Origin of the sequence: Weissella koreensis KACC 15510, from assembly GCF_000219805.1 — a bacterium.
Lineage (GTDB): Bacteria > Bacillota > Bacilli > Lactobacillales > Lactobacillaceae > Weissella > Weissella koreensis.
On the sequence record NC_015759.1, the window covers coordinates 868447 to 892475 of the forward strand.

General features: G+C 38.2%; 16 protein-coding genes, 6 tRNA genes and 1 rRNA gene. 21 read left to right on the plus strand and 2 right to left on the minus strand.

All coding sequences use genetic code 11. The features are described from left to right. The first annotated feature begins 51 nt into the window (after positions 1–51). From rrf to WKK_RS04200, 5 genes are all read left to right on the plus strand, one after another. Positions 52–168 (plus strand): 5S ribosomal RNA (gene rrf, locus WKK_RS04180). 5 nt (positions 169–173) lie between these two features. Further along, positions 174–246: transfer RNA gene (locus tag WKK_RS04185), tRNA-Asn, on the plus strand. A 27-nt stretch (positions 247–273) separates the two neighbouring features. Beyond that, a tRNA-Thr gene (locus WKK_RS04190) sits at positions 274–346 on the plus strand. Positions 347–497: 151 nt separating this feature from the next. Then, positions 498–1898, plus strand: coding sequence for a C69 family dipeptidase (locus tag WKK_RS04195; protein WP_013989568.1), 1401 nt, complete (start codon positions 498–500; stop codon positions 1896–1898). A 315-nt stretch (positions 1899–2213) separates the two neighbouring features. Continuing rightward, positions 2214–3623, plus strand: a complete 1410-nt coding sequence (locus WKK_RS04200; protein ID WP_013989569.1) for an amino acid permease — start codon at positions 2214–2216, stop codon at positions 3621–3623. A 72-nt stretch (positions 3624–3695) separates the two neighbouring features. Here WKK_RS04200 and WKK_RS04205 read toward each other — a convergent pair whose 3' ends face one another. Then, positions 3696–4538 (minus strand): MurR/RpiR family transcriptional regulator, encoded by an 843-nt coding sequence (locus tag WKK_RS04205; protein WP_006844865.1) that lies wholly within the window; start codon positions 4536–4538, stop codon positions 3696–3698. Between the two features lie 181 nt (positions 4539–4719). Between WKK_RS04205 and gnd the strand changes: the two genes are divergently transcribed. The 10 genes from gnd to rpoC all read left to right on the plus strand — a co-directional run bounded on the left by gnd (position 4720) and on the right by rpoC (position 17834). Then, positions 4720–5628 (plus strand): phosphogluconate dehydrogenase (NAD(+)-dependent, decarboxylating), encoded by a 909-nt coding sequence (gene gnd / locus WKK_RS04210; protein ID WP_006844866.1) that lies wholly within the window; start codon positions 4720–4722, stop codon positions 5626–5628. Between the two features lie 312 nt (positions 5629–5940). Beyond that, a tRNA-Asn gene (locus WKK_RS04215) sits at positions 5941–6013 on the plus strand. A 110-nt stretch (positions 6014–6123) separates the two neighbouring features. After that, positions 6124–6750 carry a hypothetical protein gene (locus tag WKK_RS04220; protein ID WP_242821435.1) on the plus strand — a complete coding sequence of 209 codons (627 nt, stop codon included), beginning with the start codon at positions 6124–6126 and terminating at the stop codon, positions 6748–6750. 73 nt (positions 6751–6823) lie between these two features. Beyond that, positions 6824–6906: transfer RNA gene (locus WKK_RS04225), tRNA-Leu, on the plus strand. A gap of 15 nt (positions 6907–6921) precedes the next feature. Next, positions 6922–6994, plus strand: a tRNA-Thr gene (locus WKK_RS04230). A 35-nt stretch (positions 6995–7029) separates the two neighbouring features. After that, a tRNA-Arg gene (locus WKK_RS04235) sits at positions 7030–7103 on the plus strand. Between the two features lie 200 nt (positions 7104–7303). Next, the gene (locus WKK_RS04240) at positions 7304–7786 is read left to right on the plus strand and encodes a CtsR family transcriptional regulator (protein ID WP_013989572.1); all 483 of its coding nucleotides are present in this window, start codon (positions 7304–7306) and stop codon (positions 7784–7786) included. Between the two features lie 2 nt (positions 7787–7788). Beyond that, positions 7789–10251: an ATP-dependent Clp protease ATP-binding subunit gene (locus WKK_RS04245; RefSeq protein WP_013989573.1), complete on the plus strand. Its 2463-nt coding sequence runs from the start codon at positions 7789–7791 to the stop codon at positions 10249–10251. Between the two features lie 285 nt (positions 10252–10536). Further along, positions 10537–14124 (plus strand): DNA-directed RNA polymerase subunit beta, encoded by a 3588-nt coding sequence (gene rpoB / locus WKK_RS04250; protein ID WP_173677182.1) that lies wholly within the window; start codon positions 10537–10539, stop codon positions 14122–14124. Positions 14125–14186: 62 nt separating this feature from the next. Then, complete coding sequence (gene rpoC, locus WKK_RS04255) at positions 14187–17834, plus strand: DNA-directed RNA polymerase subunit beta' (protein ID WP_006844871.1); 3648 nt, start codon at positions 14187–14189, stop codon at positions 17832–17834. Positions 17835–17918: 84 nt separating this feature from the next. Here rpoC and WKK_RS04260 read toward each other — a convergent pair whose 3' ends face one another. Further along, a complete protein-coding gene (locus WKK_RS04260; RefSeq protein ID WP_013989574.1) occupies positions 17919–18404 on the minus strand; it encodes a thiol peroxidase in 486 nt (161 codons plus the stop codon). A gap of 290 nt (positions 18405–18694) precedes the next feature. Here WKK_RS04260 and WKK_RS04265 point away from each other — a divergent pair, with 290 nt between their 5' ends. The 6 genes from WKK_RS04265 (at position 18695) to WKK_RS04290 (ending at position 24017) form a co-directional block, all read left to right on the plus strand. Beyond that, positions 18695–19132 (plus strand): GNAT family N-acetyltransferase, encoded by a 438-nt coding sequence (locus tag WKK_RS04265; RefSeq protein WP_013989575.1) that lies wholly within the window; start codon positions 18695–18697, stop codon positions 19130–19132. A 241-nt stretch (positions 19133–19373) separates the two neighbouring features. Continuing rightward, on the plus strand, positions 19374–20057 hold the full coding sequence (gene deoC, locus WKK_RS04270) for a deoxyribose-phosphate aldolase (RefSeq protein ID WP_173677183.1): 684 nt from the start codon (positions 19374–19376) through the stop codon (positions 20055–20057). 118 nt (positions 20058–20175) lie between these two features. Further along, positions 20176–21360, plus strand: coding sequence for a phosphopentomutase (locus WKK_RS04275; protein ID WP_013989577.1), 1185 nt, complete (start codon positions 20176–20178; stop codon positions 21358–21360). 80 nt (positions 21361–21440) lie between these two features. Then, the gene (locus tag WKK_RS04280; RefSeq protein WP_041942389.1) at positions 21441–22739 is read left to right on the plus strand and encodes a pyrimidine-nucleoside phosphorylase; all 1299 of its coding nucleotides are present in this window, start codon (positions 21441–21443) and stop codon (positions 22737–22739) included. Between the two features lie 47 nt (positions 22740–22786). Next, complete coding sequence (deoD, locus tag WKK_RS04285) at positions 22787–23506, plus strand: purine-nucleoside phosphorylase (RefSeq protein ID WP_013989579.1); 720 nt, start codon at positions 22787–22789, stop codon at positions 23504–23506. Positions 23507–23675: 169 nt separating this feature from the next. Continuing rightward, complete coding sequence (locus WKK_RS04290) at positions 23676–24017, plus strand: hypothetical protein (protein ID WP_013989580.1); 342 nt, start codon at positions 23676–23678, stop codon at positions 24015–24017. Positions 24018–24029: the final 12 nt, after the last annotated feature.

Consider the following 24029-nt stretch of genomic DNA (forward strand, 5'->3'; position numbering starts at 1 on the left):
ATAAATATATGATTCAGTTTTGAGGGAACTAACTCTCAACAATTTAATACGTGTCGTGACGATAGCACTGAGGTCACACCTGTTCCCATCCCGAACACAGAAGTTAAGCTCAGTCACGCCGAAAGTAGTTGGAGGATCGCCTCCTGCGAGGATAGGAAGTCGCGACGCATTATTCCGAATTAGCTCAGTTGGTAGAGCACACGACTGTTAATCGTGCTGTCGTCGGTTCGAGCCCGACATTCGGAGTTGTAATTCAGCTTTGCTGACGGACATGCCGACTTAGCTCAGTTGGTAGAGCGACGGTATCGTAAACCGTAGGTCGAGGGTTCGAATCCCCCAGTCGGCATAAATTCGAGACATTAGTTAACTAACTAATGTCTTTTTTTTATTGTTAAAAGATATCTTGTATTCATCCACGAACATGTTTTTAAGATTATTTTAATTTAAATTTCAGTAAAAGAGTATAATTGAAGTCAATATGATGGAGGTATATTTTTATGATTAAGAATTACGAACCAACAGCTTGTACGACGATTTTAATTGGTAAAGGGGCCAGTGCAGATGGCTCAACTATTATTGCTCGAACTGAAGATTCCCCGAATGGCGTGTTCAATGCTAAAAAGATGATTGTGGTCAATCCAAAGGATCAACCAAGACATTATCAAGCTAAGATATCAAAAGTAGAGATCGATTTACCTGATAATCCAATGCGGTACACAGCTACACCGGATGTGGATGAAAATCATGGTGTCTGGGGTGAAGCTGGAATAAATGCTGAAAATATTGCAATGTCAGCTACTGAAACAATTACGACAAATGCCCGTGTCTTGGGGGCTGATCCTCTTTTGGAGAACGGAATTGGTGAAGAGGATATGTTGACGTTAGTGCTGCCGTATATTCATTCTGCCCGCGATGGTGTTCAACGTTTAGGAGACTTACTGGAGCGATTTGGAACTTATGAAATGAACGGAATTGCTTTTTCTGATGTCAATGAAATATGGTTCTTGGAAACTGTCGGTGGACATCATTGGTTAGCCCAACGAGTTCCTGATAATATGTATGTAACAGTTCCAAATCAACGTGGAATTGAAGCATTTGATTTAGACGATACTGAAAATTTTATGGCGTCTGCAGATATGATTGGATTTATAAAAGAAAATAAACTTCAAATTGACGAAGAATTTAATTCTAGAATTATGTTTGGAACACATACTGAAATGGATCATGTGTATAATACGCCACGTGCTTGGTCTATTCAAAAAATGCTTACACCACAGGTGCAACATGAGCCTATGGATGATGATATTCCCTTTGCTCAAAAACCTGATCATAAAATAACTATTGAAGATGTTCATATGATAATGAGTAGTCATTATCAAGGAACAGAATATGATCCATATGGCCAATTAGGCGATGAAACAACACGAAATCTTTTCCGGCCAATTGGAATTAACCGAAATTGTGAGTTAAGTGTATTGCAACTGCGGCCAAATATGCCAGAAGATAAAATGGCTTTACAGTGGCTTGCTTATTCAAGCATGCCTTTTGCGACCTTGGTTCCTATCTATACACAAGTTCAAGATATTCCAGCATACTTCAGAGATACTACATTGCGTGTGACAAGTGAGTCTTATTATTGGGCTAATCGCTTGGTTGCAGCAATGGCTGATGCGAATTACAGTGAAATTATTCCATTCATTGAGCGTTATCAGTTAAATACTCTTGGGATGGCACGTCAACATGTTCACGTTGTGGATCGTGATCCACAAGCTGACTTAGAGTTGGCTAATCAAAAATTTGCGAATGAAATCAAAGAAGAGTTAGAAGCCTTAATGGATCAAGTTTTAATGGCCCGTTCAAATAATATGAAAAATGGTTATTCACGTTCAGATAATTAAAATGATTTTTATATAACTTTTATAGATATAAATAAAAATGATCTATTTTGAAATAAAATAAAATAAAATAAAAATAATCTAATACTAATAAGGTTATTGTATTCGCAATTAAGTAGTGATAATATGAAACTATTCAAGGAAGGTGGGAATTAATCATGCAACAAAATAAACTTGTTAAAATTAAAAATACCACCACCTCAACCACAATTTAAATGGTTGGGAGTTTTTGGATATCTGAAATTAGATAATTTAGAGCAACCCAATCAATGCCTTTAGCACTGATTGGGTTTTTTATATGGAAATGAGGAAGGTCAAATGGAAAAAGATAAAGGTGATTCAAACAAAATGGGCTTAAAAGGCTCATTAACATCTGGGCAAATGCAGATGATTGCTTTGGGTGGAACAATTGGAGTAGGATTGTTCATGGGTTCTGCCTCAACCATCGCCTGGACCGGACCATCTGTAGTATTAGCATATGCTGTGATGGGGTTTATTCTATATTTAGTTATGAGAGCATTGGGTGAGATGCTTTATATTAATCCTACTACTGGTTCCTTTGCGGATTATGCAACAAACTATATTCATCCGATAGCTGGTTGGATTACTTCTTGGAGTAATATATTTCAATATGTAGTGGTTGGTATTTCTGAAGTTATTGCTGTTGGAACTTATATTAATTATTGGTTTCCATCTGTTCCAGGTTGGACGTCTGGTTTGGTTGTTTTAATATTTTTAACGCTGGCTAATCTCGTTTCTGTTAAAGCATTTGGTCGGTTAGAATATTATTTTGCGATGATAAAAGTTGTTACGATTGTTTTAATGATTATTATGGGATTGTTGATGATTTTATTTGGATTTGGTAATCATGGTCAACCTATTGGATTTGGAAATTTGTGGCAACATGGTGGTTTCTTTACAGGCGGTTTGAATGGGTTTATGTTTTCACTAGCCATTATTGCGGGATCATATCAAGGGATTGAAGTTTTAGGAATTACAGCAGGTGAAGCCGAAGAACCTAAAACGGCTATCGCTAAAGCTATTCATTCTGTGGTTTACCGTATTTTGATTTTTTATGTAGGTGCCATCTTTGTGATCGTCACAATTTTTCCATGGAATCAACTTGGACAAATTGGTTCGCCTTTTGTAGAAACGTTTGCCAAGGTAGGAATTGCTGGGGCAGCTTCTATTATTAATTTTGTTGTTTTGACAGCTGCCATGTCAGGAGCAAATTCGGGTATCTATTCATCAAGCCGAATGCTTTTTAAATTAAGTAAAGATGGATTTGTTTCTAAGACAATTGCTAAATTATCGAAGCATCAAGTTCCATATGTTTCAATTATTTCAATTTCTTTTGGGATCTTAATTGGAATTATTATGAATGTTTTTTTACAAAATTTTAGTAATATGGGAACAAAGTTATTTGTGATTGTTTATAGTTCTTCTGTTTTGCCGGGAATGGTTCCGTGGTTTGTAATTGTGATTAGTGAATTGCGATTTAGGCATGCAAATCAGCATCAAATGATAGATCATCCATTAATGATGCCATGGTATCCATATTCTAATTACTTCACACTTATTGCATTAAGTATTATTTTAATTTTTATGGCTATTAACCCAGATACACGTTTGTCGATTATCGTTGGGGCAGGATATATTGTTGTCTTGGCTTTGTTTTATCTGGTTTGGCATAAAAAACACCCTGATTTTTATCAAGGGAAAAAATAAATAATAAAAAAGCTATTAAGGCCGTCTGAATGTTGATACATTTCGGTGCATTAATAGCTTTTTTTATTTGATTTAATCACGAGTTTGATCAATGGCCTGACGAATTTCTTTCAAAACAGCGGTTGTTTTATCACCCATTTGAACCCCGACGAGGGTGAATAGGGTATCAACGATTGTTAGTTGAGCGATCAACGATGACATTGATTCACTCCGAATATTAACTTCTTCAGCTGCGCTAGATAGTACTAAATCTGCATTTTTAGCTAATTCAGAATTTGGGAAAGCTGTAATAGCGATAATTTTTACTCCGTGAGCTTGTAAATGTTGCATGACAGACAAAGTATCATGATTACGACCAGAATGTGAAATCACCACTGCGACATCTTTGTTTGTCATCCGAACAGCCTCCATGACCTGGATATCGTAATCCGGATGCTGAAAACCGTCAATGGGGGTTCTTAAAAATTTATGGTAAGCATTGAAGGCAACTAATGAAGAACCACCTATCCCAAAGAAGCCAACTTTTCTTGCAGAAGAAATCCAACTAGCGGCCGTGGAGATATTATCTTCATTTAGAACCTCTAAGGTTGAACTAAGTGCATTTTGTGCTCCTGAAAATACTTTTTTAATAATATGATGGGTATCATCATCTTCGTTAATTTCACCAAAGAAAGTATTATCATTAGGCATTGAAATGGCTAAGCTCAATGAAAATTCACGGAAGGAATTGTAGCCAATACGTTTTACAAATCGTGAAATGGTCGCGGTCGAAAGAGAAGTTGCATTGGCCATTTCTTGAATTGTCATACTTTGTACTTGTTCTTCGTGCGTTAAGATAAAATCAGCAATTTTAGCATCCGAACCGTTTAATTGAGTTCTAAACGAACGAATTCTGGAAAATCCACTTTGTGCCATGATGTTTTTCCTCGATTCATAAGAATTATAGTATTTACCTTTTATTTTACACTATTTAGAGGCGAGAGTGAGAGTATAAAAGGAATATAAGCGTTTTGTAAATTTTTTACATATAAAACCCTTGCTTTAAGTAAAGATATTTCATATAATAGAGTCATAATAAAAGAAGAGGTAATTAATGATGAAATTAGGAATGATCGGTCTTGGTAAAATGGGTCTTGGTTTGTCAGAAAATGCAGTAGACAATGGTAATGAAATTGTCGCATTTGACTTAAACAAAGACTTTGTTAAAAAAGCAACTGACTACTCAGATAAGATCTCTAGTGCAGATTCAATCGAGGATATGTTGGCGCAATTGCCATCACCAAAGGTTGTATGGGTTATGGTTCCAGCCGGAGCACCAACTAACTCAACTATCGATGAATTAATTTCAAAGATGGATGCTGGAGATATCATCATTGATGGTGGAAACTCAAATTACAAGGATAACTTAGAACAAAATAAGCGTACAACAGCAGCAGGAATCAAGTTATTCGATGCTGGAACTTCAGGTGGAATGGACGGAGCCCGTAACGGTGGAAACTTCATGATCGGTGGAGATGACGCAGAAGCATGGAAGATTTTGGAACCATTGTTTGAAGGAATCGCACAAGAAGGCGGATACCTTTACACAGGACGTTTGGGATCAGGACATTACTTGAAGATGGTCCACAACGGAATTGAATATGGAATGATGCAAGCGATTGGAGAAGGATTCGAAATTTTGGAAGCTTCACCATTTGACTATGATTTGGAAAAGGTAGCACATTTGTGGAACCACGGATCAGTTGTTCGTTCATGGTTGATGGAATTGGCTGAAGAACAATTCAGCAAGGATCCTAAGTTGGATGACATTACAGGACGTGTGGTAGCAACTGGAGAAGGAAAGTGGACTGTTGAAGAAGCTTTGGATAACCAAGTACCAGCCCCAGTAATCGCAATTTCATTGATGATGCGTAACCGTTCATTACAAGCAGACACATTTACTGGAAAAGTAGTATCAGCTTTGCGTAATGGATTCGGTGGTCATGCCATGGAAAAGAAGAACTAATTTTTAAGATATAATTTGGGGAAATTATATTCTGTATTATAAAAATTAGCCTTCCACATAATGCTTTAAATTTTGGGAGTTAATGAAATACGTGTTATAAAACTCGTTCTTAGATGTCGTATATTAGTTGGATATTTATCTAACTTTTATACGACATTTTTGTTGTTTAAATTTTATTTGTTAATTTTATTAATTATAGAAGTATAATTAAAACTAATGTAAAAAACAGTGGATATGAACAAAGAATAATAAGTATTTGACAACAATAAGATAAACCATTAAAATATAAAGTTGTAGTCAGGTTACAATTATTCCGAATTAGCTCAGTTGGTAGAGCACACGACTGTTAATCGTGCTGTCGTCGGTTCGAGCCCGACATTCGGAGTTTAGAATGATTTTATAGAGGGAGGTTGGGATCTTTTTGTCCCGACCTCATTTTTATTTGAAAGGAAATTGGGAATGGTTAAGCAGGGTAAATTCGCACAAGTCAATCAAATGAAACAACAAAAAAATGTCGCCAGACGACAGTTGGATCATAATAGTAAAACTATTATGAATGATAAAATCGCTGACTTTTTAACAGTCCGATATCATTTGATGAATCAAAAACAACCAGTGTGGGTGATTCAAGAAACTATGCTGCGCTTTTTGAATATCCTAATTGACCAATTTGGAACACAAACAATATGGAATTTAGAGGATGGATTGGAACAAAGCTTTAAAACTATTGGTAATCAAGTTCCTTGGCAGTTTTATTATATTTTAAGTCTTCAAAAAACAAATTTTATGAAATTTTTAAAGCGTGAAGTTCCGGCTGTACCACTAAAAGATCGGCTTATTATGGTGAATGTAAGTTTGCAAACCTTTGATGAAATTGTTACTCAGCATTTAGCTTTGAACTGGTTTGCTGCACAATATCGAAACCAGCCTGAAAAATTGCAACAATTACAAGCCACTCAGATTAGTGATCTTCAAAAAAGTTTTTTAAATGAAGAAGGGGTTGCTTGGAAGTCTGTTGAGGTGTTATACTTAAATCAAGCTATTGCGAGTGACAAGAGTTCTTTAGATTCACAAACACGTAAATGGATTGCTGCTTTAAAACAAATTGAAATTAATTTATAAAATATCGTTGACACTTTGCAATATAGTTGTTATGATATATAAGTTGTTTCGGTTACTACAGTAAAACATCTATGCGGATGTGGCGGAACTGGCAGACGCGCAGGATTTAGGTTCCTGTGTCCTTGTGACGTGCAGGTTCGATTCCTGTCATCCGCATTTTATATCTATCAAGCCGACTTAGCTCAGTTGGCAGAGCGCTTCACTAGTAATGAAGAGGTCGCTGGTTCGATTCCAGTAGTCGGCATTGGCTTGATAAATATGATAGCCCACAATTATTTTGCACCTATAGCGCAATTGGATAGAGTGTCTGACTACGAATCAGAAGGTTGCAGGTTCGACTCCTGCTAGGTGCATTAATATCTTATTATAAAAGAGATTGGATTTCCAATCTCTTTTATTGTCGTTTTATCTTTTTTTAAGCTTTAAACGTTAGAGTAGGTTAAACTTTTTCAATATTTAGGGTTTTTAATAATTAAAATGTTTGTTTTTTAATTAATTTAAGTCTAAAAATGATAAAATTAAGCTAATTTAAATTAAAAATAAGGAATACGATATGTCTTCTAAGAATATGACGGATATTATTGAAGCGTATTTACTTCAATTGTTGCAAGTTCAATCGGTAATTGAAATTAGAAGAGCCGAATTGGCACAACGTTTTGAAGTGGTACCTTCACAGATTAACTATGTTTTACGAACTCGTTTTTCCACGCACCGCGGTTATTTAGTTGATTCAAAACGGGGTGGGAATGGTTATATTAAAATAACACGCATTGATGAAAACGATCGAGCGTATCAATTAGTGGCGGTTTTAAAGATGATACCATCCCAAATCACGGTACAAGCTAGTCAAGAATTATTACAAATTATTCAAGAGATGCAATTAATGTCCCAGTGTGAAGTTGAACTGATTTCAACATTATTCCGACCAGCAAGTCTGAATCGTGTTAGTGCAGAAGAAGGTGATCAACTGCGGGCGCATTTAATGCGAGAACTCATTGAACGGTTACGGTTTGAAATTATTCAGGAGGTTGAATAAACATGGCAGAAGATTACACACAAAGTGCACAAAATGTATTGAAGTTGGCGCAGGAACAAGCACGCTATTTTCGACACCAAGCGGTAGGCACTGAGCATTTATTATTAGCACTTGTCTTAGAATATGATGGTGTTGCCAGCAACGTTTTACGTTCATTTGATTTATCAATAGAATCTTTGCAAGAAACAGTTGAAGGGTTTATTGGTTATGGAAATGCAAAACGATCTGACTTAGCTTTTCGACCATATTCACCAAAAGCGGCTGAAATTTTAAACTTAGCAGCTCAAGAGGCTCAAAGACTTAATGCCAATCAAATTGGAACAGAACATATCTTGTTGGCCCTATTGGCTGATGAAAGTGTTTTGTCATCAAGAATCTTATTTGAGTTAGAAGTTAATCCAAATGATGTTCGCCGACAAGTGATTCAGATGTTGGGGATTGAAGAAAAGCCACAACGCGATCGACGCCGGAATAAAAATAATGAAGAACAAGGTGGAACTCCAACACTTGATGGGTTAGCACGTGATTTAACGGCACAAGCTAATGCAGGATCAATGGACCCTGTGATTGGTAGGACTGATGAAGTTAAAAGAGTGATCCAAATTTTGGCCCGCCGAACTAAAAATAATCCAGTTTTGATTGGTGAACCAGGTGTTGGTAAGACAGCAATTGCAGAAGGTTTGGCTCAAAAATTGGCCCAAGGTGATGTCCCAGCTGATTTACTTGGTAAGCGTCTGATGATGTTAGATATGGGTTCATTAGTAGCAGGAACAAAATTCCGTGGTGAATTTGAAGATCGTTTGAAAAAGATTATCGAAGAAATTCATCAAGATGGAAAAGTAATTCTGTTTATTGATGAATTACATACGTTAATTGGTGCTGGCGGTGCAGAGGGGGCAATTGATGCTTCTAATATTTTAAAGCCAGCTCTTGCACGTGGTGAACTGCAAACCATTGGGGCCACGACGTTAAATGAATATCAAAAGTATATTGAAACCGATGCCGCTTTGGAACGTCGTTTTGCACAAGTAATGGTCAATGAACCTAGTGAAGCTGATGCAGTGGAGATTTTACGTGGCCTAAAATCACGTTATGAAAGTCATCATCAGGTTGAGATTACAGATGATGCAATTAAAGCAGCAGTAAAGTTATCAAGTCGATACGTCCCAGATCGTTTCTTGCCAGATAAGGCAATTGATTTAATGGATGAAACGGCCGCAAAAGTACGAATTGATCAAATGGGGGTAAAAACTCCTTTGGTTAAGTTAGAAGCTAAGTTGCAAGCGTTACGTACTGAAAAAGATCAAGCTTTAGAAGAGCTTGATTTTGAATTAGCTGCCCAAATTCGTAAGAAAGAAATGACGCAAAAGAAACGACTTGATAACTATCGCCAAGAACAGGCTACGACGGGAAGTGATCGTTTAAAAGTTGAACCAGAGATGATTGCTGAAGTTTTGGCTGAGCAAACAGGAATTCCAGTTCAACAGATGACAAAGAGTGAACAACAAAGACTTTTGAATCTTGAAAAAGAATTGCATGAACGTGTGATTGGTCAAGATGAAGCTATTTCCGCTATCGCTCGTTCAATTCGACGTGCTCGTTCAGGTTTGAAAGATCCAAATCGTCCAATTGGAACGTTTATGTTTTTGGGACCAACAGGGGTTGGAAAAACTGAATTGGCAAAAGCATTGGCTGCAACAATGTTTGGCTCAGAAGATAATATGATTCGAGTTGATATGTCTGAATTTATGGAGTCATATTCAACAAGTCGTTTGATTGGATCAGCACCAGGATATGTGGGTTATGATGAAGGTGGACAGTTAACAGAAAAAGTTCGTCGAAATCCATATTCAGTTGTTTTATTAGATGAAGCGGAAAAAGCACATCCTGATATTTATAACTTAATGTTACAAGTCTTTGATGATGGTTATTTGACCGATTCAAAGGGACGTAAGGTTGATTTTAGAAATACAATCATTATTATGACTTCTAATTTGGGAGCGACACGACTCCGTGATGAAAAGTCGGTTGGATTTGGGGCTGATAATAGCTTTGGTAATTTTGAAAAGATGAACAACGTCATGCGGAAGACTTTAAAAGAGACCTTCCGCCCTGAGTTCATCAATCGAATTGATGAAGTGGTGGTCTTCCAATCTTTGGCTGAGTCAGAAGTTCAACAAATTGTTCGCTTGATGGCGGATCAAATGATTAAAAGAATTGCCAATCAAGGCTTCAAGGTTAAAATGACGCCCGCAGCAATTTCAGTTGTGGCTAAAGCTGGATTTGATCCAGAATATGGGGCACGACCAATTCGTCGGGCTTTGCAAAACTTAGTTGAAGATCGTTTGAGTGAAGAACTGTTAGCAGGAAAAATTACCGTCAATGATCAGGTAACTTTGGGTGCTAAGAAAGATGAAATTACCATCACTGTTAAACCGATGAAAAAAGAAATGGTTAAAAATTAATAAGATTAAGTTAAATTGCTATCTGGTTTATTGAATTGGATTTGGTATAAGGGTAACAGGTTGAAAAAAACAGTCAAAACTGTTATATTTAGATTAGTTTAACTGTGTATTTAAAAAGTTATTTAGGAAATATTGTCCCCAAATGGCTTTATAGCAAGGATAATAGCGCTTTTGATAAAATAAGCGTTATTATCTTTTTTGCGCTTAAAAATGGGTGAAATACACGATTTGTAACTAAACAGTAATATTTCATTTGGTGCACAGCAGACCAAAATTTAGAGTGAGGTGGAAAACTTGGCAGAACATCATTTAGTTAAGTATGGTAAGCACCGAGTACGTCGTTCGTACGCACGGATTAAAGAAGTCTTGGACTTGCCAAATTTGATTGCAATTCAAAAAGATTCCTATGACTGGTTTATGGATGAAGGATTGAGTGAGATATTTAACGATATTTTGCCAATTGAAGACTATCAAGGTAAGTTAACCCTTGAATTCGTTGACTACAGATTAAAGGATGAAAAATATAGTGTTGAAGAAGCTCGTATGCACGATGCTAATTATTCAGCACCCTTAGAAGTTACGCTTCGTTTAACAAATCATGAAACGGGAGAAATTCAAGAAGATGTTGTCTTCTTTGGTGATTTCCCAAAGATGACGCCAAGTGGAACCTTCATTATTAATGGAGCAGAGCGAGTAATCGTTTCACAACTTGTGCGTTCACCGGGTGTTTATTACAACGTTGAAAATGATAAAAACGGACGTCCTCGTTATGGAACTACTTATATTCCATCACGTGGTGCTTGGTTGGAATATGAAACCGATGCCAAGGGACTTAGCTATGTTCGAATTGACCGAACACGTAAGTTGCCAGTTACTGAATTAGTACGAGCATTGGGTTATGGATCAGACCATGAAGTTTTGCAAATCTTAGGAGATCAATATGATTCAATCAATTTGACTCTTGAAAAAGATGTGCACAAAGTTATGGAAGATTCACGAGTTGAAGAAGCTTTGAAGGACATCTTTGAAAAGTTGCGTCCAGGAGAGCCAACGACGGTTGATGCGTCACGAAATCTTTTGGTTGCTCGTTTCTTTGATCCAAAGCGTTATGATTTGGCTCCAGTTGGTCGTTATAAAATCAACAAAAAGTTGGCTATGGAGAACCGTTTGCTCGGTTTGACTTTGGCAGAAACTTTGGCAGATCCTGAAACTGGTGAAGTAATTGCGCCAAAGGGAACGGTTGTTGATAAGAAGGTCTTAGGACAATTGAAGCCTTATCTTCAAAATCCTGATTTCAAGACTACAACTTATACACCATCTGATGATGCTGTTGTAAACACACCAATGACTTTGCAAACAATTTTGGTAATGGATCCAAATGATCCTGAAAAGAACTTGCCAATTATTGGAAATGGTCAAATTGATCCAAAGGTTCGAACTATTCAACCAGCTGATATCATCGCTGGAATGAATTATTTCTTAAACCTTTCATATGGAATTGGAAACGTTGACGATATTGATCACTTGGGAAATCGTCGTATTCGTCGAGTTGGAGAATTGCTCCAAAACACTTTCCGAATCGGTTTGACCCGTATGGAACGTGTTGTTCGTGAACGAATGACTACTTTGGATCCTGAAACAGTGAAGCCACAACAATTGATTAATATTCGTCCAGTGGTTGCTTCAGTTAAGGAATTCTTCGGTTCATCACAACTTTCACAGTTCATGGACCAAACAAATCCTTTGGGTGAATTGACCAACAAGCGTCGTCTATCAGCCCTTGGACCTGGTGGTTTGACTCGTGATCGTGCTGGATATGAAGTTCGAGACGTGCATTATACGCACTATGGTCGAATGGATCCAATCGAAACGCCTGAAGGACCTAACATTGGGTTGATCAATTCTTTGGCAACCTATGGAAAAGTTAATAAATATGGATTTATTGAAACTCCATACCGTCGTGTTTCATGGTCTGATCACAAAGTTACAGACCGTATTGACTTCTTGACGGCCGATGAAGAAGATAATTTCACCGTAGCACAAGGAAACTCAGTTTTGAATGAAGATGGTTCATTCGCTACTGACACTGTTTTGGCTCGTCGTGGGGATGAAAACTTGGAAGTTTCAATTGACCAAGTCGATTACATGGACGTTTCACCTAAACAAATTGTAGCCGTAGCCACTGCTGCGATCCCATTCTTGGAAAACGATGACTCAAATCGTGCCTTGATGGGAGCCAACATGCAACGTCAAGCTGTGCCTTTGATCAAGCCCCATGCTCCATTAATTGGAACTGGAATTGAATATAAGGCCGCCCATGACGCGGGTGTTGCAATGATCGCAAGTAACGCCGGAACAGTTGAATATGTTGATGGTCGCGAAATTCGGATTCGTCGTGAAGATGGTTCACTAGATAACTATAAGTTGATGAAGTTCCGTCGTTCAAACGCCGGAAAGAATTATAACCAACGTCCAATCGTTAGTGTTGGAGATCATGTTGATGTTGATGAAGTTATTGCTGACGGTCCTTCAATGGAACAAGGTGAACTAGCTTTGGGACAAAATCCATTGATCGCCTTTATGACTTGGCAAGGATATAACTTTGAGGATGCCATCATTATTAACGAACGTTTGATTCGTGATGATGTCTATACTTCAATTCACATTGAGGAATATGAATCAGAGGCTCGTGATACAAAACTTGGCCCTGAAGAATTCACACGTGAAATTCCAAATACTGGTGAAGACCAATTGAAGAATTTGGATGAAGATGGAACTATCCGTATTGGAGCTGAAGTAGAAGATGGTGACATCTTGGTTGGAAAAGTTACACCAAAGGGTGTAACAGAACTTTCAGCTGAAGAACGTTTGTTGCATGCCATCTTCGGTGAGAAGGCTCGAGAAGTACGTGATACTTCATTGAAGGTTCCACACGGTGGGGGCGGAGTTGTTCAAGACGTCCGAGTCTTCACACGTGAAAACGGAGATGAATTGGCCCCTGGTGTTAACCGGATGGTTCGTGTTTATATCGCTCAACGTCGTAAGATTCAAGTTGGTGATAAGATGGCCGGTCGTCACGGAAACAAGGGAACAGTTTCAGTAATTGTTCCTTCAGAAGACATGCCATACATGCCAGATGGAACACCAATTGACATTATGTTGTCACCAATGGGTGTGCCTTCACGTATGAACATTGGACAAGTTTTGGAACTTCACTTAGGTATGGCTGCTCGTGAATTGGGTATCCATATTGCTTCACCTGTCTTTGACGGGGCGCGTGACTCAGATATTTGGGAAGCCGTAAAGGAAGCCGGATTACCAGCTGATGGAAAGTCAGTTTTGTATGATGGTCGTACTGGAGAAGCCTTTGATAAGCGTGTTTCTGTTGGAATCATGCATTATATGAAGTTAGCGCACATGTCAGAAGATAAGATCCACGCACGTTCAATCGGCCCTTACTCATTGGTTACACAACAACCTTTGGGTGGTAAGGCTCAATTTGGAGGACAGCGTTTCGGAGAAATGGAAGTTTGGGCCCTTGAAGCTTATGGGGCAGCACATACTTTGCAAGAAATTTTGACTTATAAGTCCGACGACGTTATTGGTCGTGTTAAGACTTATGAAGCTATTGTTAAGGGTGAACAAATTCCTAAGCCTGGAGTGCCAGAATCATTCCGTGTGTTGGTGAAAGAATTACAATCACTTGGTTTGGATATGAAGGTTCTTGATATAAATCATCAAGAAATCGAGTTGCGGGATATGGATGAGGATGACACAGTCGTCAACATTGAAGTTGCAACAGCACAAGCTCAACGTTTAGCAAAGGAATTTGCAGATGAGGGCGACAAAAAAGACGTCCCAGCAGCAGATTAATTTAATAAATAATGAGTTAAACCTCATATGAATATAAGGAATGATTGAAAGGGGTCAAAACATTGATTGATGTCAATAAATTTGAAAGCATGCAAATCGGTTTGGCAAGTCCAGATAAGATTCGTAGCTGGTCTTATGGTGAGGTAAAAAAGCCTGAGACGATCAATTATCGAACACTTAAGCCTGAAAAAGATGGGTTGTTTGATGAGAGAATTTTCGGACCAACTAAGGATTATGAATGTGCTTGTGGTAAATACAAGCGAATTCGTTATAAGGGAATTGTCTGTGATCGATGTGGTGTGGAAGTTACCTCATCAAAGGTTCGTCGCGAACGGATGGGTCACATTGAATTAGCCGCACCAGTTTCACATATCTGGTACTTCAAGGGTATTCCTTCACGTATGGGATTAGTTCTTGATATGTCACCCCGTCAATTGGAAGAAGTAATTTATTTTGCTTCTTACGTTGTAACAGATGGTGGAGATACACCATTAGTTGCTAAGCAATTGTTGTCAGAACGTGAATATCGTGACAATAAAGCTAGTTATGGAAACCGTTTCGAAGCCCAAATGGGAGCCGAAGCAATTCGTACATTGTTACAAAATGCTGATATGGAAGGCGAAGTTGAGCAGTTGAAGGCGGACTTGCGTGAAGCCACTGGTCAAAAGCGTATTCGTGCAGTTCGACGTTTGGATATCATTGAAGCCTTTGTAAAGTCAGGAAACAATCCTGATTGGATGGTTATGGATGTAATTCCAGTTATTCCACCTGATTTGCGTCCTATGGTTCAATTGGAAGGTGGCCGTTTTGCCACATCTGATTTGAATGATTTGTACCGACGGGTTATTAACCGAAATAATCGTTTGAAGCGTTTGTTAGAGTTGAACGCTCCTGGAATTATCGTACAAAACGAAAAGCGTATGTTACAAGAAGCGGTTGATGCCTTGATCGATAACGGTCGTCGTGGTCGTCCCGTAACTGGACCAGGAAATCGTCCATTAAAGTCTTTGTCACATATGCTTAAGGGTAAGCAAGGACGTTTCCGTCAAAACTTGTTGGGAAAGCGTGTTGATTATTCTGGACGTTCAGTTATCGACGTTGGGCCTTTCTTGAAGATGAACCAAATGGGATTGCCAGTTCAAATGGCAATGGAACTTTTCCGTCCATTCATCATGAAAGAATTAGTTTCACGTGAATTAGCTGGCAATATCCGAGCTGCTAAGCGTAAGATTGATCGCAAGGATGAAGACGTTATGGACGTTTTGGAGGACGTGATCAAAGAACATCCTGTTCTTTTGAACCGTGCCCCAACGTTGCACCGTTTGGGAATTCAAGCGTTCGAACCAGTTTTGGTTTCTGGTAAGGCAATGCGTTTGCATCCTTTGGTTACCGAAGCTTATAACGCCGATTTCGACGGGGACCAGATGGCCATTCACTTGCCATTGTCTGATGAAGCTCAAGCTGAAGCTCGTTTGTTGATGCTTGCTGCTGGCCACATCTTGGCACCTAAGGATGGAAAGCCAATCGTTGCCCCATCACAGGACATGGTTATCGGAAACTACTACTTAACGACTGAAGAAGCTGGTCGTGAGGGTGAAGGAATGATCTTTAGTGATCTTAACGAAGCCCAGACTGCTTTGCAAAACAAGTATGTTCACTTGCATACACGAGTGGGAGTTAAAACGTCTTCATTTGATGCTGCTAAGCCATTTACGGATGAACAACGTAGCAAGATTATGGTTACCACTGTTGGTAAGTTAATCTTTAATGATATCTTGCCAGTTGATTTTCCATATTTGAATGAACCGACTGAAGATAACTTGAAGAAAATTGATGATAAGTTCTTCTTGGAACCAGGACAAGATATTCATGAATATATGAATAATACTCCTATCTATGGTGCCTTTAAGAAGGGTTACTTGTCAGATATTATTGCGGAAGTTTACAAGATCTATAAGGTTACAGAAACTTCACTACTATTGGACCGAATGAAGGACTTAGGTTATGCTGAGTCAACTAAGTCTGGTTTGACAGTTGGGGTTGCCGACGTTACCGATTTGAAGGAAAAGCCTGAAATTATTGAAGCAGCCCATGCTAAGGTTGCAACAGTTTCAAAGCAATTCCGTCGTGGTTTGATCACCGATGATGAGCGTTATACGCGTGTTATTGATATTTGGAACAAGGCTAAAGATGATATCACTGAAAAGCTGATTGAACACTTCGAACCAGATAATAACATCTTTATGATGTCAGATTCTGGAGCTCGTGGTAACATTTCTAACTTTACTCAATTGGCTGGAATGCGTGGATTGATGGCTGCTCCTAATGGAAAAATCATGGAATTGCCAATCATTGCCAACTTCCGTGAAGGTCTATCCGTTTTGGAAATGTTCTTCTCAACCCACGGAGCTCGTAAGGGAATGACCGATACGGCTTTGAAGACGGCCGATTCTGGATATTTGACTCGTCGTTTGGTCGACGTGGCCCAAGACGTTATTATTCGTGAATTGGATTGTGATACTGATCGTGGACTTGACGTTTCAGCCATTATGAATGGAAATGAAACTATCGAACCATTGTATGATCGAGTACTTGGTCGTTATGCTCAAAAGACAGTTGTAAACCCTGAAACTGGGGATGTAATTGTTGCACATAACGGTTTGATCGATGAAAATATCGCCAAGGCAATTGATGCTGCAGGTGTTAAGACGGTTAATATTCGTTCAGCCTTTACTTGTAATACTGAACACGGTGTCTGTGTTCACTGTTATGGACGTAACATGGCTACTGGTGATGTGGTTGAAATTGGTGAAGCCGTTGGTACGGTTGCTGCCCAATCAATCGGAGAACCTGGTACTCAATTGACAATGCGTACTTTCCACACAGGTGGAGTTGCCGGTGATGATATCACTCAGGGACTTCCTCGTGTGCAAGAAATCTTTGAAGCTCGTAACCCTAAGGGACAAGCTCAAATTTCTGAAGTATCAGGAATTATCGAATCAATTGAAGAAAATCCAGCTGATCGGACTAAGGAAGTTACTATTAAGGGCGAGACTGATACTCGTACTTATACTCTTCCAATGTCTGCACGTATGAAGTTTGCTGAAGGTGATCACATTCACCGTGGAAACACAATTAGTGAAGGATCAGCTGATCCAAAGGAAATTATCAAAGTTCGTGATACGATGGCAACGGAAAACTATATTGTTGAACAAATTCAACAAGTTTACCGGATGCAGGGAGTTGAAATTGGTGATAAGCACATCGAAGTTATGGCACGTCAAATGTTGCGTAAGGTTCGTGTGATGGATCCAGGAGCAACTGAATTGTTGCCAGGAACTTTGCTTGATATCGCTCAATTCCGTGAGGCTAATGAGCCTGTTTTGAAGTCTGGTAAGTTACCAGCAACAGCTCGTCCAGTTTTGTTAGGAATTACGAAGGCCTCATTGGAGACCAATTCATTCCTTTCAGCGGCTTCCTTCCAAGAAACAACACGTGTCTTAACTGATGCTGCTATTCGTGGAAAGAATGATCCTTTGATCGGATTGAAAGAGAACGTTATTATTGGTAAGCTAATCCCAGCGGGAACTGGAATGCCAGAATATCGTTCAGTAAAACCAAAGCTTGATGCTGATCCAGTTGTTTCAACAACTGAAGAAGGGGCAAGTATTCCTTCAATTTCAGATATTGAAAATTCAATGAATTTGTAAGAATTAAATTTGGTTAATAAAAAAGCCGAGACATTTTGTCTCGGCTTTTTTTGTTTAAATAATTTTAATTCACATTGTATTTTTTTAGATATTTTTAAGTGCCTCAGTATAATTCGGTTCTTGTCCTTGATCATGTAAGATCTCTGAGTATTTAACCGTTCCATTGGGGTTAATAATCCAGACTGAACGTAAATCTAATTTTAATTCTGGAACATATAGCCCCATCGCGTCGCCAAAATGATGGGCAACATCAGATAGCATTTTCATATTTTCAACATTTTCGGCGGCACACCAATTTGACTGCTCTTCCACAGTATTAGTTGAAATAGTTACGAAGTTAACATTAGGATGTTGATCAACAGTTTCATTGAAATGCTTAGTTTGTAAGCTGCAGACGGAAGTATTGATATTAGGAACAACGCTAATTAATAAAGGTTTATCAATTAATAAATCTTGGGCTGAGATAGTTTGATTTTGGGCATCTACGACATTAAAAGTTGGAAGTTTCATACCCAGTTTAGGTTGATTGCCAGGGACTGTTACGGGTTCACTGTTAAAACTAAAAGTCATAAAATTTATCCTCCATTGATCCTGTGTTAAAAAGTAACGGAATGTATATGTCCATCATACGTTAAAATAATAGATTCAACAAATATCTAATGGGTTATAGTATAATCGATAAAAATATATTTTGATATAAATAAAATGTATTTTTGAACTTTTTAAAGATGAAATTGATTAATATTTAGGCATAATAAAGTAAAAATTAAAGTTGCTAAAGGTCTAATTAATGTCAAAAAATTATAATGGTACATATTATTAATTTAATAAAAAAGCGAAATAAAGAAAGAGGATTTCAAATGATAATTAAAAGTGGGATCGGTGCGAGTCAAGTCAATATGGACGCACTCTTAATTCGCGATATAGTTTTTATTGGTGAACAAGGAATTGATCCAGAGTTAGAACACGATCAAACTGACTATGAGCGAATTCATTATGTGGGTTATTTGGATCAACAGCCTGTCGTTACTGGTCGGGTTAATGCCACTGATCAAACTTGGCATTTGGAACGGGTTGCTACTTTAAAGGACTATCGAGGGCAAGGACTGGCTAAAAATTTATTAGAATTTATTCTTAAAGAAGCCATGAATCAAAAGATCAAACTGGTTGAATTAGATGCACAAATGCCTGCGAAACCATTTTATGTTAAATTAGGTTTTGAAGCATTTGGTGTGCCATTTTATGAAGCTGGATTAGAACATATCAAAATGCAAAAGAAATTAAAAATATCGTTATAAACGTTCAAGAACCAGGACAATTTTGTTCTGGTTTTTTAATATCTATTATTTTTAATATAAAAAAACACAATTGGTTGTAAAACCTATTAAGGCATGCTAAAATATCAAATGTAAGCGTTTACAATTAACAAAAAATAAACGTCTGCGGGTTGGTAGTGAAGTGGCGAGGAGACTACCAGTGCTAGGGATTTGGGCATTCCTAAAAATAAAAATATTTTTTTGAAAGGTCGATATTATCATGATGTCACTAACAAAGCACGAATTAGCAAAATATATGGATCACACTCTTTTGAAAGCTGACGCGACAAAAAAAGAGATCCAAGCCATTATTGATGAGGCAAAGGAGTACGATTTTGCCTCAATCTGCGTGAACCCATATTGGGTTGCCTACGGAGCAGAAAAATTGAAGGATACAACAGTTAACGTATGTACAGTAATTGGATTTCCTTTGGGAGCTAATACTACGGCCGTTAAGGTTGCCGAAACTATTGATGCCATTGAAAATGGTGCTACTGAAGTTGATATGGTGATCAATATTGGTGAACTTAAAGGCGGAAATGATGCCATGGTTACAGATGAAATTGCCCAATTGGCTAAGGCAGCTCATGATCGTGGTGCTATCTTAAAGGTTATCATCGAGACTGCTTTATTGACAGAAAAAGAGATTATTCGGGCATCCGAAGCAACTGTTAAAGGTGGAGCTGACTTTGTAAAGACTTCAACTGGCTTCTCAACAGCTGGTGCGAAATTAAAAGATGTTAAATTAATGCGTGAGACAGTGGGACCTAACTTTGGTGTGAAGGCTTCTGGTGGAATTCACTCGCGCCAGGAGGCGGATGACATGATCTTAGCTGGTGCTACGCGCTTAGGTGTTTCTGCATCAGTAGCTATTATGAATGATGAAATTTCAAAAAGTAACTATTAAAATTTAATTCGAAAATTGTGATGATAAGTTGCGATTATAAACGAAGGTAGTTATGCACCTGGATACTAATCGTGTCGAGGTGTTTTTTTGATCGTTATTTTAGAAATGGGGTAGAAACATGTATAAGCGTATCTTTGGAATTGTTTTAGATTCAATCGGAATTGGAAGTGCTGCTGATGCTCCTAAGTATGGAGATGATGGATCAGATACTTTGGGGCATATTGGTGAATATTTTAAAGGTGATTGGGCTTTACCCAACTTACAAAGAATTGGTTTGGGAAATATTAGAACCGAGAATCAGATTAAAGGGATTGAACCAATTGATTCCCCGATAGGATATTATGGAAAAATGACGGAAATGTCAGCCGGTAAGGATTCATTAGATGGTCATTGGGAAATGATGGGTCTTCCGATGATGTACGAATTAAGTACTTATCCAAATGGTTTCCCTAAGGATTTATTGGATAAAATTGGTGCGTTTGCTGGACGTAAAATTATTGCGAAAGGTCCGTATTCTGGAACTGAAGTTATCAAAGATTATGGGGAGGAAGCTGTAAAGGATGAGGCTTTGATTATTTATACTTCAGCAGACCCTGTGATGCAGATTGCTGCCCATGAAGATGTAATATCGGTGGAAGAACTTTATAAGATTTGTGAATACGCACGCTCATTGGTAAACAAAGCGCCAAATATTATTGGTCGAATTATTGCACGTCCGTTTATTGGACATAATGCTAATGACTTTAAGCGAACGTCCAATCGACATGATTTTGCATTGGCACCGACTGGGATGACCGATTTAGTGCGGCTCCAAGTTGCAGGACAAAAGGTAATTGGAATTGGGAAAATCAATGATATTTTCTCGGGTCAAGGAATTGATGAGGGATATCATAATGAGTCTAATCGTGATGGAATGGATCATGTGGATAAAGTTATTCAACAGGATTTCACAGGTTTCGCATTTACCAACTTAGTAGATTTTGATACTTTATATGGGCATCGTCGTGACCCTGAAGGTATGGGTAAAGAATTGATGCAGTTTGACCAACGTTTGGGACAAGTAATGTCAGCGCTGAAACCCGATGATCTTCTGTTAATTACTGCTGATCATGGAAATGATCCAGGTTTTAAAGGATCTGATCATACACGAGAACAAGTGCCAGTTTTGGCATATTCACCAAGTATGGAATCTCACGGATCATTAGGTGTCAGATCAACTTTTGCTGATTTTGGAGCAACTATTTTAGACAACTTCAAGCTTGATAATCAGGTAGGAACTAGCTTTTTAAATGAATTAAAATAAATTAAATTACGAATATAAGTTTAAGTTTATTTATTTTTGGGATTCAAAAAGCTTTATATAAACAGGTTGAGGTGATAGTGATGACAATGTTAGAAACTTTGATGAAAAAGCGAAATAATGAAGAATTAACATCAAATGAAATCGAGACAATGATTCAAGATTTTACAGCCGGTAAGATTCCAGACTATCAAATATCAGCCTTTCTTATGGCTACTTATTTTACGGGAATGACTATTCCAGAATTGACTAATTTAACGATGGCAATGATGCATTCAGGGGATGTTTTAGATTTGAGCACTATTGAAGGCATTAAAGTTGATAAGCATTCCACTGGAGGTGTGGGCGATAAGGTGAGTTTACCATTAGCACCGATGTTGGCTGCATTGGGAATTAAAGTTCCCATGATTTCTGGTCGTGGATTGGGTCATACTGGTGGGACTTTGGACAAGTTGGAAGCTATTCCTGGTTATCAGGTTGAAATTAGTGAAGATGAATTTAAAGCTCAAATTGATAAGGTAGGAACTGCAATTATTGGAGCAACGGGAAACATTGCACCAGCTGATAAGAAAATGTACGCCCTACGAGATGTGACCGCAACCGTTGACTCAATTCCTTTGATTGCTGCTTCAATTATGTCGAAGAAATTGGCTACCGGGAATAATGCTCTAGTTTTAGACGTTAAAACTGGATCTGGAGCATTTATGAAGGAACAGGATCAAGCAGAAGCTTTAGCCCAAATCATGGTTAAAATTGGCAAAGAAGCTGGAATGCAGATGCAAGCAGTGATTTCCGATATGAACCAACCTTTGGGGAATAAAATTGGTAATACTCTGGAAATTGAGGAAACTTTGGATACATTAAAAGGGCAAGGACCTAAGGATTTGTTGGAAGTGACCCTCACCTTAGCCGCACCCATGGTAGTAATGGCTCAAAAAGCGGATGATGAAGTAACGGCTCGTGAAATGTTGATGAGAACAATTGAAGATGGTTCAGCTCTAGTCAAGTTTGGTGAAATGATTACTGCGCAAGGTGGAGATAATCGAGTCCTAGGAAATTATAATTTGATGCCTCACGCTAAATTTGAAGTTGAATTGACTGCTCCAAGGACCGGATATCTTAGCCGTTTAGATGCTGATGCTGTTGGAATATCTTCGATGCGACTTGGCGGTGGCCGAACTAAAAAAGATGATGTTTTAGATTATGGGGTTGGCATTACACTTCATAAGAAATTGGGTGATGCAGTTACTGAGGGTGAAAGCTTGATGACCATTGCCACGGAAAAAGAAGATATAACTGAAATTATGGATTATTTAAAGGAACATCTGGTTGTAGGTGATGCAGTTAAGGTTCCGACGTTAATTCATAAAATTATTAAATAAAAAATAACTAAATTGATATCAAGTAAACCGAAAGTGAGAAACTAATTATGGCAACTCCACACAATGAAGCAAAGATGGGCGACTACGCCGAAACAGTCCTATTACCAGGTGACCCTTTACGGGCTAAGTATATTGCAGAAACTTTCTTAGATGACGTGGTACAGGTCAATGGAGTACGGGGAGCACTAGGCTTTACGGGTAAATATAAGGGTCACCGTATTTCAGTCCAAGGTTCTGGGATGGGAATTCCATCAATGTCAATTTATATCAATGAGTTGGTTAAAGAGTATGGTGTTAAAACTATCATGCGTGTTGGTTCTTTTGGCGGTATGGCTCCTGAATTAAATTTGGGTGATGTTGTTTTGGCCTCCGGTGGTTCAACTGATTCATCAGTAATTGCAAACACTTTTGGCCCAGGAATTTATTATTCAACGTTGCCGGATTTTGGATTACTAGGTACGGCTTACCATACCGCCAAAGATTTAGATATTCCAGTGACGGTTGGAAATATATTTGCAGCTGACCGTTTTTACAATGATGAAATTGATATGCAAAAGTTGACTGACTATGGAATCTTAGGGACAGAAATGGAAGTTGCGGGTTTATATCTATTGGGAGCCAAGCTAAATATTAAGACCTTAGATATTTTAACTTGTTCAGATCACGTTTTCCGCGGCGAAGCACTGTCATCGGAAGAACGACAAAATTCATTTGCTAATATGATGAAGGTGGCTTTGGAAACAGCCATTAAGAATGACGAAGCATAATTAAAATGTTGGAATACGTTATTTTGTTTAAACGGCTGGGTATCGATAAAATGCGGTACTTGGTCGTTTTTAATCAAAAAATCAATTTATGTAACTTAAAATAATTTGGGAATTGAACAAATTTAAGCATGGTATACTGAATTTAAGATGGCAATGTAGGGGAAATGCAATGACAGAAATGATGTTAAAGCTACCGGATGAAATTTATCAACAAATTAAGGCTGATGCAAAAAGTCAGCATTTGGCACCTGAAGATTATGTTGTAAATCTATTGAAAGAAACAATGGCCGCTAAATTTGAGGATACTTTTGAGGCCCGCCAGTTTCAAGCCAAACGGATACCTGGGCGCAAATTTAATCGAGAGCATGAGTTGGTTTTAGTTGATGGTATTAACTATCGTTATCGGTTGGCTGATGGAAATACAATTAATTCTACATCCGATTATATGGTAATCGGGGCTAAAGGGAATGTTTTAATAATTAAGCAAGTGGGAACTAGTCAAACTAGTTAGAATGGAGTCATT